Origin of the sequence: Formosa sejongensis (assembly GCF_033447105.1) — a bacterium.
GTDB lineage: Bacteria > Bacteroidota > Bacteroidia > Flavobacteriales > Flavobacteriaceae > Formosa.
The window spans coordinates 15,414-27,792 of sequence record NZ_JAWQUN010000006.1 but is presented as its reverse complement, the minus strand read 5'-3'; the positions used below and the strand labels follow the sequence as shown (position 1 = coordinate 27,792).

Annotated in this window: 10 protein-coding genes; 2 read left to right on the top strand and 8 right to left on the bottom strand. The window is 32.4% G+C overall.

Annotation, left to right across the window (positions count from 1 at the left end; genetic code table 11):
* Positions 1 to 35: 35 nt before the first annotated feature.
* The 4 genes from R6X41_RS08200 to R6X41_RS08185 all read right to left on the bottom strand — a co-directional run bounded on the left by R6X41_RS08200 (position 36) and on the right by R6X41_RS08185 (position 4,777).
* On the bottom strand, positions 36 to 1,307 hold the full coding sequence (locus R6X41_RS08200) for an adenylosuccinate synthase (protein ID WP_318499162.1): 1,272 nt from the start codon (positions 1,305 to 1,307) through the stop codon (positions 36 to 38).
* A gap of 12 nt (positions 1,308 to 1,319) precedes the next feature.
* On the bottom strand, positions 1,320 to 1,775 hold the full coding sequence (locus R6X41_RS08195; RefSeq protein WP_318499160.1) for a Fur family transcriptional regulator: 456 nt from the start codon (positions 1,773 to 1,775) through the stop codon (positions 1,320 to 1,322).
* Positions 1,776 to 1,803: 28 nt separating this feature from the next.
* Positions 1,804 to 4,020: a RelA/SpoT family protein gene (locus R6X41_RS08190; RefSeq protein WP_318499158.1), complete on the bottom strand. Its 2,217-nt coding sequence runs from the start codon at positions 4,018 to 4,020 to the stop codon at positions 1,804 to 1,806.
* Between the two features lie 76 nt (positions 4,021 to 4,096).
* The gene (locus tag R6X41_RS08185; RefSeq protein ID WP_318499156.1) at positions 4,097 to 4,777 is read right to left on the bottom strand and encodes an SIR2 family NAD-dependent protein deacylase; all 681 of its coding nucleotides are present in this window, start codon (positions 4,775 to 4,777) and stop codon (positions 4,097 to 4,099) included.
* Between the two features lie 60 nt (positions 4,778 to 4,837).
* On the opposite strand from R6X41_RS08185, the gene R6X41_RS08180 reads away from it, so the two are divergent.
* Together R6X41_RS08180 and R6X41_RS08175 are read left to right on the top strand one after the other, a co-directional pair.
* Positions 4,838 to 5,503 (top strand): TrmH family RNA methyltransferase, encoded by a 666-nt coding sequence (locus R6X41_RS08180; protein WP_318499154.1) that lies wholly within the window; start codon positions 4,838 to 4,840, stop codon positions 5,501 to 5,503.
* A gap of 102 nt (positions 5,504 to 5,605) precedes the next feature.
* The gene (locus R6X41_RS08175) at positions 5,606 to 7,351 is read left to right on the top strand and encodes a chondroitinase-B domain-containing protein (RefSeq protein ID WP_318499152.1); all 1,746 of its coding nucleotides are present in this window, start codon (positions 5,606 to 5,608) and stop codon (positions 7,349 to 7,351) included.
* Positions 7,352 to 7,446: 95 nt separating this feature from the next.
* Here the strand turns inward: R6X41_RS08175 and R6X41_RS08170 are convergent, their stop codons facing one another.
* The 4 genes from R6X41_RS08170 to R6X41_RS08155 form a co-directional block, all read right to left on the bottom strand.
* A complete protein-coding gene (locus R6X41_RS08170; RefSeq protein WP_318499150.1) occupies positions 7,447 to 8,865 on the bottom strand; it encodes a T9SS type A sorting domain-containing protein in 1,419 nt (472 codons plus the stop codon).
* Positions 8,866 to 9,139: 274 nt separating this feature from the next.
* Positions 9,140 to 9,553 carry a hypothetical protein gene (locus R6X41_RS08165; protein ID WP_318499148.1) on the bottom strand — a complete coding sequence of 138 codons (414 nt, stop codon included), beginning with the start codon at positions 9,551 to 9,553 and terminating at the stop codon, positions 9,140 to 9,142.
* A 153-nt stretch (positions 9,554 to 9,706) separates the two neighbouring features.
* Positions 9,707 to 10,339 (bottom strand): response regulator, encoded by a 633-nt coding sequence (locus R6X41_RS08160; RefSeq protein WP_318499146.1) that lies wholly within the window; start codon positions 10,337 to 10,339, stop codon positions 9,707 to 9,709.
* Between the two features lie 3 nt (positions 10,340 to 10,342).
* Positions 10,343 to 12,367: a tetratricopeptide repeat-containing sensor histidine kinase gene (locus R6X41_RS08155; protein ID WP_318499144.1), complete on the bottom strand. Its 2,025-nt coding sequence runs from the start codon at positions 12,365 to 12,367 to the stop codon at positions 10,343 to 10,345.
* Between the last annotated feature and the right edge of the window lie 12 nt (positions 12,368 to 12,379).

Genomic DNA, 12,379 nt, shown 5'->3' with positions numbered 1-12,379 from the left:
TAAGCAGGTTTTAAAAGTTTTAAAACTATTTAATATTATCTAAAAATAGTTTCTTTTCTATCTGGACCAACAGAAACAACAGTAATAGGTGTTTCTAAGGCTTTTTCTAAAAAGTCGATATATTCGTTTAATGCTTTTGGCAGTTCAGAGTAATCTGACATTTTCGTTAAATCTTCACTCCAACCATTGAAATCGGTGTAAATAGGTTCTACGTTTTCTGGTTCGATATTGTAAGGGAAATGTTCGATTATTTCACCTTTATATTTATACGCAGTACATATTTTTAAGGTTTTAAAACCAGATAATACATCTGCTTTCATCATCATAAGTTTTGTAACTCCGTTTACTTGACAAGCATATTTTAAAGCGACAAGATCTAACCAACCACAACGACGAGCACGTCCTGTAGTAGCTCCAAATTCGTTTCCGATTTTAGCCATCATTGCACCATCTTCGTCAAATAATTCGGTAGGGAAAGGTCCAGAACCAACACGAGTTGTATACGCTTTGAAAATTCCGAAAACATCTCCTATTTGGTTTGGTGCTATTCCAAGTCCTGTACACGCTCCAGCAGCAGTTGTGTTGCTAGATGTAACGAATGGATATGTACCAAAATCGATGTCTAGAAGAGACCCTTGAGCACCTTCAGCAAGAATTGTTTTTCCTGATTTTTGTGCTTGGTAAACGTATTCTTCAGAATCGATAAATTTTAAAGATTTTAAAACACCTACAGCTTCAAAAAATTCAGTTTCAAGTTCTGCTAAATCGTATTGAATTTCAGCATTATAAAAATCGATCATCGCCTCGTGCTTATCTGCTAAAGCTCTGTAACGTTCTTTCCAATCGCTTAATTCTAAATCTCCAACACGTAAACCGTTACGGCCAGTTTTGTCCATATAAGTTGGACCAATACCTTTTAAAGTAGAACCAATTTTGGCTTTTCCTTTAGAAGCTTCACTTGCAGCATCTAATAAACGGTGTGTTGGTAAAATAATATGAGCTTTACGAGATATAAGAAGCGATTTTCTGTAATCTACACCTTGCTCTTCAAGCTTATCTAATTCTTTTTTAAAAATTACTGGATCTATAACAACGCCATTACCTACTAAATTCATAGCATCGTCGTGGAAAATTCCAGAAGGAATGGTATGTAAAACGTGTTTTTTACCATTAAAAACTAATGTGTGTCCTGCGTTTGGGCCCCCTTGAAAACGGGCAATAATATTGTATTTTGAAGTAAGTACATCAACAATTTTTCCTTTGCCTTCGTCACCCCATTGTAACCCTAGTAGTAAATCTACTGCCATTATAAAAATATATTATTTGGTTGTTGTTTTTCTGTTGCCATAAAAATATAGCGAATGATTTTTAATTTCGATATCAAAAACGTCTTCAATAGTCTGCTTTATGGATTGAATTCTTGGATCGCAAAACTCGATAACTTCACCCGTATCTGTAAGGATAATATGATCGTGTTGTTTGTCGAAATACGATTTTTCATAATGTGCTTGATTTTGACCAAACTGATGTTTTCTAACTAAGCTGCAATCTAAAAGTAGCTCTATAGTATTGTAAAGGGTAGCACGACTAACACGATATTTTTTGTTTTTCATGTTAAGATATAGAGATTCTATATCGAAATGAACTTCACTATCGTATATCTCTTGAAGTATAGCATAACGTTCCGGTGTTTTACGGTGACCGTTATCTTCTAAGAACTTAGTGAAGACATTCTTTACAATGTCCTGATTTTTTGTATCTGATTTTAAACTCATAATTTCAACCGCAAATTTACATATATTTTTAGACTCTAGACACTTTATCTATCCCATTAATTTTTTTAAGATTCGTAACTAATTTATCTAGCATTGAATTATTCTTAACAATTACATTTAATTTCCCCGAAAATAGCCCGCCATCTGTCTCAAAGCTCATGCTTTTAATATTAACATGCATATTAGAAGAAATGATTTTTGTAATCTGATTAACGATACCCAAATTGTCTATTCCCGATAACGTTAATTGTGCAGAATATTCTTGCTGTGAGGAATCGATCCATTTGGCTTGAATAATTCTGTACGCGTAATTGGATTGTAAAGATACGGCATTTGGACAGTTTTTCTTGTGTACTTTTATACCTTCATTTACGGTTATAAATCCAAATACTTGGTCCCCAGGAATGGGATTACAACAACTTGAAAGCTTGTAGTCTAATTTTTCTTCTTCTTTTCCAAAAACAAGCAGATCGTATTTTGCGAAGACTTCATCTTTTTCAATGTCTTCTTTAGATACATTTGACCGTCTGGTTATTTTACTTTTAAAGAAACTTACAAGCGCATTACTTCTAGAAGCAGCATACGCTTTTAGCATGGTGTTATCTATCGCTCCAATACCAATGCGATAAAATAAATCTAGACTGGTTTTAAGTTTGAAATAATGAACCAACTCGTTAATAGATTTCTCGTTTAAATCTATTTTAAGTTGTTTTAATTTTCGTCTTAAAATTTCTTTTCCATCTTCGCCAATACGTTTTTTATCTTCTTTTAAAGCCGATTTAATTTTACTTCTTGCTTTGGCAGTAGTGGCATAATCTAGCCAGTTTGCATTTGGTTTAGCGCTATCTGAAGTTAAAATATCGACTTGATCTCCACTATTAAGCTTATAACTAAGAGGAACCAATTTACCATTTACTTTGGCACCACGAGTACGCATACCCACTTCGGTATGAATATTAAATGCAAAATCTAAAGGTGTCGCATCTTTTGGCAACGATTTTAAATCGCCTTTAGGTGTAAAGACAAAAATTTCTTTAGAGTAGAGGTTGAGTTTAAATTGCTCAACAAAATCTACGGCATTAGTTTCATTACTTTCTAAGGCGTCTTGTAGTTTTGCAACCCAATCGTCTAAACTATCTTCTTTATTATCTTCTTGTTTGTATTTGTAATGTGCTGCGTACCCTTTTTCTGCAATTTCGTTCATACGTTCACTACGAATCTGAACTTCTACCCAACGGCCTTTTGGCCCCATAACGGTAATGTGAAGCGCTTCGTAACCTGTAGATTTAGGTGAAGAAATCCAATCCCTTAATCGGATAGGATTTGGACGAAAATGATCTGTAACGATGGAATAAATTTTCCAAGCTATGAATTTCTCGTTTGCCGTATCACTATTATAGATAATTCTAACCGCGAATTTGTCGTAAACTTCATCAAAAGACACCCCTTGCTTCATCATCTTTCTTCGGATAGAGAAAATTGATTTTGGTCGTCCTTTTATAGTATACTGTAAGCCTTCTTTATCAAGGGATTTTTCAATTAGTTCATTAAATTCTCTAATGTATTCATCTTGTTGTTCCTTACTATCTTTAATTTTATTCAGAATATCGAAATAGACTTCAGGTTCTGTGTATTTTAAACTTAAGTCTTCTAATTCTGTTTTTATATTATAAAGTCCAATACGGTGCGCTAAAGGTGCATAAATATATAGTGTTTCGCTAGCAATTTTAATTTGCTTATCGGGACGCATAGAATCCATTGTTTGCATGTTGTGCAAACGGTCTGCGATTTTAATAATGATAACACGTACATCATCATTTAAAGTCAGCAGCATTTTTCTAAAATTCTCTGCTTGTAAGGACACGTCTTCCAAATCTTTTGACATGGAAGAGATTTTGGTTAAACCTTCTACAATTAATGCAACGGTTTCTCCAAAAAGTTCCCTAATATCTTCGATCTTATATCTAGGGCAATCTTCAACAACATCGTGAAGTAGTGCTGCGGCAATACATGTTGCATCTAATCCGATCTCTTTGGCGACAAGTCTGGCCACGGCGATAGGATGAAAAATGTAAGCTTCTCCAGATTTTCGACGTTGGTCTTTATGGGCATCAACAGCGATGTCGAATGCTTTACGAATCAGTTTTTTATCGTCTTCAGAAAGGGTTCTGTAACTAACTTTTAAAAGGTCTTTATAAGCTTTTGCAATCGCTGCATTTTCTTGTTCTATCTCGGCATCTGTCATAAAATTAAAAGTAGTATAAAGAATATTAACTTACAACAGTTTTGCTGTTTTTTGATATTCAGTTATTATAAGATTCTTATTTTTTAGATAAGATTTCTAATACCGTTTTCATGCCAGAAGTGGCGTTCTCACGAATCGTGTTTACATGTTTATCAGACATTGTCGCTGGATTAGGATCTATATAAAATACAGGAGTTTGAGCCTGAACGTAATGCATTAATCCCGCAGCTGGGTATACTTGCATGGAGGTGCCAATAATAATCAGGATATCTGCAGTTTTACATTCTTCCATAGCCAAATCTATCATAGGAACAGCTTCTCCAAACCAAACAATATGAGGCCGGATTTGATGACCTTTCTTACACAAATCTCCAACTTTAATAGCTTCAGCATGTTCAAAAATGTCAAGTGCATTAAAGGAACTTCTTGCTTTTAACAATTCACCATGTAAGTGAATAACATTAGTGCTGCCGGAGCGTTCGTGTAAATCGTCTACATTTTGGGTGATTATGGTAACCTTGTATTTGGTTTCTAGCGCAGCCAAATCGCAATGCGCACTATTGGGACTAACTTCAAGAAGTTGTTTCCTACGCTGGTTGTAAAAATCTAAAACCAATTCTGGGTTATTCGCAAAACCTTCCGGTGTGGCAACTTCCATAACATCGTGTCCTTCCCACAAACCATCACTATCTCTAAATGTTTTTAATCCGCTTTCGGCACTAATTCCAGCACCGCTAAGTACAACTATATGTTTCATAATCTAAAAATAAGAAATCATTTTTATAAATTCGAAGATTCATAATAAGCAATTCATTTAATGGTCGATTTAAAACTCCTTGAACATTTAGAAAATATAATTACTCCAGAGCGTAAAGCGCGTTTTGATACTGTTTTGCCAGAACGCACAAAGTATTTTACGGTGGCAACAGAAGATGTGTATCAATTACATAACACAAGTGCCGTAATTAGAAGTTGCGATGTATTTGGTATTCAAGAAGTGCATATTGTGGAAGAGAAAAATTCAAAACGCATTGACCGAGAAATTGCGATGGGCGCACAAAAGTGGGTAGATTTAAATAGGTATAATCACGTTAAGGATTGTATTGCAGATTTAAAACAGAAAGGCTATCAGATTGTTGCAACAACTCCTCATACAAACGATTGTGAATTGCATGATTTCGATGTGTCAAAGCCGTCATGTTTTTTCTTTGGGAGAGAAACAGAAGGATTGTCTCAAGCTGTTCTAGATGAAGCGGATTCTTTTTTGAAGATTCCCATGGTTGGTTTTACTGAAAGTTTGAATATATCGGTTTCGGCTGCTATTATTTTACAGCATGTTACGACCAAGTTGAAACGAACTGATATTGATTGGAGATTATCTGAACAAGAACAGTTAGAAAAACGAATGGATTGGATAAAAAGTACGATTAAAAGTTACGATGAGATTGTTTCTCGTTTTTATAATAATTCTGACAAATTATAAGACGTTTTCTTTGGTTCAGTTTTTGATTAATGTATGATATAAAACTTTAGTAAATGCTAGGGTTTTTGTAAATTAACACGTGACCTATATAAACTAAATACTATGGCGAAAACTACATTTTTAAACCTTTTAACAGGTGTTGTACTTGTAAGTACAATGTCTACTTATGGGCAATTAGTTCGTACACATTCCGAACTTGAAAAAGCCATTTCTAATGCTACAGCAGGTACAACAATAACCTTGGCTAATAACACTTGGAAAGATGTGCATTTAAGTATTAATAAAACGGGTACATTAGAAAAACCCATAACTATTCAGGCAGAAACCCTTGGGAGTGTTTTCTTTGAAGGAAACTCTTATGTTGAAATGGGAGGTGAGTATATTGTTTTTAAGGGTGTGGTTTTTCAAAACCCTTCAAACCTGGATACAGGTAATCCTGTAATCGAATTTAAATCGTCTAACGACTGTAATAATTGTACAGTTACCAATATAAAGATTGATGGTTATAATGGGACGGTAGCACAAGAGGAAGATATTTTTAAATGGATTTTGCTTAGGGGAATTCATAACGAAATAAGTTACTCTTCGTTTGTAGGGAAACACGGTGTTGGAAGTATTATTAACGACAATAGAAGTTCTGGTGTCGCGAATTATCATAAAATTCATCATAATTATTTTGCAAATAGAACTCCAGTTGGAGAAGTGAATAAATTAAACGACCAAGATGCCATTAGAATAGGGAGTAGCTCTACATCTTTGTCCGATTCTTATACCGAAGTGTATAGTAACTATTTTTATAAATTTAGTGGTGAAATAGAAGTTATCTCTAATAAAAGTGGAAAGAATAAATACTTTTATAACACTTTCGACGACTATAATGGGACGTTAACTTTACGACATGGAAATGGTTGTGAAGTGTATAGTAATTTCTTCTTTGCAAAGAAAAATACGTATTCTGGAGGGATTCGAGTTATGGGAGAAAATCATAATATCTACAATAATTATATTGAAGGTGTAAACTCAAAAAAACCGGATAATTCTACTTCTGGCGGAACTGGTGGAATAAATGTGTCTAATGGAAAACCTGGAAGTGCACTAAATGAATATTATCAGGTTAAAAACGTAACGATAACAAACAATACGTTTGTAGATTGTGATTATGGTTTAAGAATAGGAACGAAAATTAATAGTAGTCTTACACTTGCTCCAGAAAATTTAATCATAGCGAATAATATCCTTTACGAAAACACAGTTAAAGCGATTCAGGTTACCACAGATCCCGTTGGAACCTCATCAAAATTTGAAGGTAATATTAAACAAAATGGGTCTTGGGATATTACAACAGGTGCAGATGGAAACCAATCTGTATCGTCAGGGTTGTTAGCTTACAACTCCGATTTTTATAGAATTGTTTCAGGAAGTGCAGCTATAGATTCTGGAATGGGATCGTATTCTTTTTTAACTGAAGATATTCTTGGTGGAGATAGACCAGAGAAATATGATGGCGGAGCAGAAGAGTTAGATGCAGGAGGAGATATGTTTCCCTACAGTCAATCTGATGTTGGTGTTACTGTAGGTTTTGGTTCTAAAGAAACATTAGGAATAGGAGCTAATACAAAATTTGAAAGTAGACTTAAAATTTATCCTGTGCCATCAAATGGAGCTCTTTTGAATCTATCCTTAGACAATCAAAACATAGGAGATGTAGAGATAACAGATATGTCTGGACGATTAATTCTTAAAGAAAATTTTAATTCATCTAAAGCTGAAATAGATATTAAGAATCTTAAAACAGGAACTTATATTGTGAAAGTACAGAACGTTTCTAAAAAAATAGTAATAAGATAAGAGGAATTGTATTTCTGTTTTTAAAAATATTTAATGAGTTTAAAAGGTGTTTTCAAGTATTGAAACCACCTTTTTTTGTGTTATAAAGGGAAGTTTTAATCTTTAATCACTCTAAATGTTTCACTTAAGTCGTTGTTAATTATTTTTAGAATATAAACACCGCTAGATAAATCTGAGATATTGATAGATGTTTTGCTATTCCCTTGTTTTAATAATTTCCCAGAGTAATCAAAAATCAAAAAATCATAATCTTTGAATGACAGATTTTTGATATTTATAACATCTTTAACGGGGTTTGGGTAAATGGAAGCTTTGTTGGCTAGTTTTAAATTGTTAATAGATTGATCAATAGCTATCGCTGGAGTTTCATTTGCATTATAATTACAAGAATAATCTAGGTATACTTGTAAATCGTATCTATCGTGCGTTTTTTCATAACCAAGATTTTTTGCTTTTTCTAAATTTTCGCAAGCAAGATTGTATTCTTCTAAATCGTAATACACAACTCCTAAATTTCTATAAGCGAAGGAATTGTTTTCATTTAGATTTAAAGCTTCATTTAAATCCGTTATACCTTCGTCAGATTTTCCTAATTTATGAAGAATGTAACCTCTTTGTGTTCTTAAATCTTGTTCTTCTGTTCCATATCCATTTTTTAACAGACTCTCTTCATTTTTAAATGCAATATTTATATGGTAAAGTGCTTTGTCATAATCGTCATATTCGGTGTAAACAGCAGCAAGTAAACTATTGGCAAAGGAGTGTTCTGGTTTTATAGCAATTACTTTATTAAGATAATAGAGCGCCAATTCGTAAGATTTAATTTCATAGAGAAATGCACTAAAATTATAAATTGCTATCGTGTTTCCCGGGTCGGCAACCATAGCCTTAAGCTTATAATTAATCACATAATTGTCCATTTCTAAAGCTTGATAGTTAGTAGCTAACGTGCTATAAATGTTTCTTAGTAATTGAGCAGGAGGTGGGGTGTTTTTATTTTTTGATACTTTAAAAAGGATATCTATTAATTTTTGGTAGTCATTAATAGCTAATATATGGTCATTTAAATACGTGCGGATTCGTGCCCGTTTTGCAATTAAAGATGTTTTATTAGGCGTTTCCTTTAGGGCAAGATTAACAGCAACTAAATCGGTGTGAAATTGTATGATTTTTACTTCATTCTGTTTAGTGTATTCAAGAATGTGATCTGTTCTTTTAATTAGTTTTCCATGGTCAAACACCCAAGTGGTTACGAGCTTCCCTTTTTGATTATATTTATAATTAGTGCCATGAAATTTTTTATTAGACAAATAAAAAGATTCGTCCAGTTCGCCCGTTTTGTGGTAAGTTTTTAAACTATCCAAGTCGTTATCAGTATTATACCATTGTTGCATGGAGATGACACTGTCACGATAGAAAAATTGTTCTATACGTTTATTTTGACTGTCTGTATTTTGAGCACTAAGGTTTCCAATTGACCACAAAAGGATTAAACCAATAATAAATAATTTCACAAGTTGAAAATATATTATTTTTAGGAATAAAAAAAGCCTCTACATCTGTAGAAGCTTTTAAAAAATATCAATTTTAAAATTGATTATGAATAACTTTATAAATAAAAATCAGGTTAAGAACAAAATTGTCTCAACCTGATTTACCCTTCGATTAATAGCACTTTTATAGCGTTTCAGTCTTTTTTACTTTAAAGTTTTCTAAAGCCTGAAAATGTCTAATAGATTTTATTACTGCTAAATTATAAATTTTATCAATGTATTACAATGCGTAGGATTACGTAATATTTAATAAAATATTTTGATATTGGCTAAACGTTATTCCTGTGTTCTTTTTAAAAAGAGAGTCAATATTAAGGTGATTGCACTGATATTGTTTTTTTAGTTGAGGTAAAGATGCTTTTTCGTCTTTAGAATGTAAATGAATCAAAATGTTGTCTAAGATGGTAGGAACTATAGATTTTAATTTTACTGAAGATAAACTAATCAAAAAATCGTTTGGTTTGTTAGGGGTCATTTTAATTTTTTGTTTCATTAAATAACCAATGTAAGTTGGTCTACACCTTGCAATATAATACATGCTTTCATGTTCCGATTTAAGAATTAAAGGTGTAATGAATGGTTTATAGTAGGTAATAGAGCTTACCTTTTCTAGTTTATAAATAATGTAGCTATAACCATCTGGCTGCATTGCATACGTTTCACCATCATGTAATTCAATAGAAAAAACATTCAGAACCCAGTAGTTAATTGGTGTGTAATATGTATGTTTATTATGTATAATGCGTTGATTTAAAGTTGTTCTAAATATAAATAATTTCGCATTATTATACTATTCGTAAGATTACGTATTGAATATGTTTGGATGTTTTTTTAACCAAAAAAAGAGTGCGTTCTGTTTAGTTGTATCTATATCTAATTTTTTAATAATGTTGCTTCTATGTTTTTCAACTGTACGTTTCGAGATAAATAATTCCTCAGCGATTTGAGGACTGCTGAAATTCTTATCTAAATACTTTAAAATTTTTAGTTCTGTAGGCGTAAGATTTTTAACGCTAGAATCTGAATCGCTATTTATTTGGATATTACTTTTTAATTTTTCACCAATATAATTAGTATTGCTTTTTATGCTTTCCAAGCAGGCCTCCAATTCTTCTAAAGCACTATCTTTTGTAACATAGCCATGTATAGATTTTCCAACTTCTTTTAATATAGATTCTTGTTTGTGTAAGGTTAAAATAACCACTTTTGTAGTTAGTTTATTACGTTGAATTTCATGTGCAACCTCTAGGCCGTTCAGTTTTGGCATATCAAAATCTAGAATGGCAATATCAGGTTGCAATTCTACAATTTTATTATAAGCAGTATTACCATCAGTTGCGGTGGCAATGACTTTAAACCATTTTTTTTCTAAAAACTCCTTAGTACCGTTTAATAATAAAGGGTGATCGTCGGCAAGTAGAATAGTGGTAGACATAGCTTATTTTTTTTGAATTTTTATTTGAATCGTTGTGCCTTTTCCTTTAACAGAATTAATGCTTAATTGTGCACCAATAAGTTGTGCACGCTCTTTTAGCGTTTTCATACCTAAACTATTAAGTAATTTAGAGTCTTCTATAACATCAAAACCAGTACCATTATCCTTAACTTCGAAAAGAACAGCATCTTTTAAATTTTCAACATTAATAACGCAGGCTTTTGCTTCAGAATGTTTTTCAACATTATTTAAGCATTCTTGTAGCATTCTATAAATAAATATTTCCTTGTCTTTCGAGATCTCTAAAGTTTCAATTTCAATATCTTCTGAATAGAAAATATTAGAATTTTTCTGAAAGTTTTCTATCGTATTCTTTATTGAATTTATTAAACCTAATTTTTCAAATTGAAAAGGGTGTAATTGCTGCGATATCGTTCTTACTTCATCAATAGCACTATCAACTAAACTCGTATCGGTTTTATTTTCGCTTTCTAAAAAGATTTTATTTTTAATAAGTAAGAGACTTTGTCCAACACTATCATGAAGCTCACTAGAAATACGTTTACGTTCTGCTTCTACGCTATATATTAGATCTTCAGCGAAAGTTTTTTGAAGTAGAGCATTCTTTTGTGAATACTTCCGTGAACGATACAAATAAATGATTGAAAATAAAGCAATAAGAATAATTATGCTGAGCCACATTAATTGTGCTTTACGCGTGTGTTGTTCGTCTAATAATTTTATCTCACTATTCTGATCTTTTATTTTCTGATCGCGTTTATTGGTTTCATAAAGCGTTTGGTAATAGCTTAAGGCATTATTTTTCTGAACAGATTTTAAAGAATCTTCAATCTTTTTAGATGCTTTTAAATGTGTATACGCTTCGTTATATTGATTGAGTTTTTCGTAAACATCAGCTAAAAAGGATTCGCCATCTTCTATGTTGTTAATGTTGTTTGTCGCTTTAACAAGATCGAGATATTTCTTACCCCATTCTACAGCAGAAGGATAGTCCTTTTCAGCAAAAGCTAAACGGCTAGAAGCTCTATAGTAATTACTTTCATAGATGCCTTCAGTGTTTTTTTTATCTGCTTTTAATGTTTTATAATACGATCTAGCTTTGTCTAGACTGTCATTTTCCGCATACGCAATAATTAAGGTATGTAGAAGTATCGGTCTAAAATAATCAAGGTGATCTGATTTTTCACTTGCCGCAACCGCTTTATGTATATTAATTAAACGTTCTTTTTGTAAACCCTGTTTCTTATTATCGGTTGCAGAATTGGCATAAATTGAAATTAATACCCCGTAATTTTTTGAAAGCTCTCCCAGCTCAATAGCTTCTTTACGTTCTAGTTCTGCTTCCTTTAAAAATCCGTTGGCACTATATAATATAGATAAGGCATTTCTTGAGGTAATAATATTGAAGGTATCCTTAACTTTTTGAAAAATTTTTGAAGCTTCCTGTATGTGTTGAGATGCCTTAGCAAAATCACCTTCGTCGGTGTAGGTGTATCCTTGGTATAAAATAGCAAAGGCCTTTACGTGATCGTTACCTGCTTTTGTCGCGTAGTCTTTGGCTTTGCTATAATAAGACATAGCGGTGTCGACTTCTTTTACGAAATAATAACTATCTCCAGCATCGATGTAGATTCCGGCAAGGTTTCTGTCGGTTAAATGATTTTTAAAAGTGTTGAAATAGGTTTTGAAAAGTATAACACCTTCTTCGGGTTGTCCTAAAACATTATTGTAATAATTTATAAGATTTTGAGTGTTGCGAGAGGCAATATTAAAGGAATCTAATTGGATAGCATAATTTATAGTGAATCTAGAGATAGAGTCGAAACCCAATTCTGTTTTCTGATAAATAATGTCTGTTAAACTATCAAGTAATTTTAGTTTCTGACCTTTATTAGTTTCAGATTTTATTTGCACTTTCAACGCATCAACTTCAAGCTGATGCGTTGTGTCTTGTGCAAGTATAATTGTGTTAGTCAGTAATATAAAGACTAGTAATATAAATTTCATTCACTCCGTTTA

Excerpts from the sequence above, each read along its gene's own strand:
- R6X41_RS08200 (WP_318499162.1), bottom strand. The coding sequence starts at position 1,307 with ATGGCAGTAGATTTACTACTAGGGTTACAATGGGGTGACGAAGGCAAA.
- R6X41_RS08195 (WP_318499160.1), bottom strand. The coding sequence starts at position 1,775 with ATGAGTTTAAAATCAGATACAAAAAATCAGGACATTGTAAAGAATGTC.
- R6X41_RS08190 (WP_318499158.1), bottom strand. The coding sequence starts at position 4,020 with ATGACAGATGCCGAGATAGAACAAGAAAATGCAGCGATTGCAAAAGCT.
- R6X41_RS08185 (WP_318499156.1), bottom strand. The coding sequence starts at position 4,777 with ATGAAACATATAGTTGTACTTAGCGGTGCTGGAATTAGTGCCGAAAGC.
- R6X41_RS08180 (WP_318499154.1), top strand. The coding sequence starts at position 4,838 with ATGGTCGATTTAAAACTCCTTGAACATTTAGAAAATATAATTACTCCA.
- R6X41_RS08175 (WP_318499152.1), top strand. The coding sequence starts at position 5,606 with ATGGCGAAAACTACATTTTTAAACCTTTTAACAGGTGTTGTACTTGTA.
- R6X41_RS08165 (WP_318499148.1), bottom strand. The coding sequence starts at position 9,553 with ATGCAGCCAGATGGTTATAGCTACATTATTTATAAACTAGAAAAGGTA.
- R6X41_RS08160 (WP_318499146.1), bottom strand. The coding sequence starts at position 10,339 with ATGTCTACCACTATTCTACTTGCCGACGATCACCCTTTATTATTAAAC.
- R6X41_RS08155 (WP_318499144.1), bottom strand. The coding sequence starts at position 12,367 with ATGAAATTTATATTACTAGTCTTTATATTACTGACTAACACAATTATA.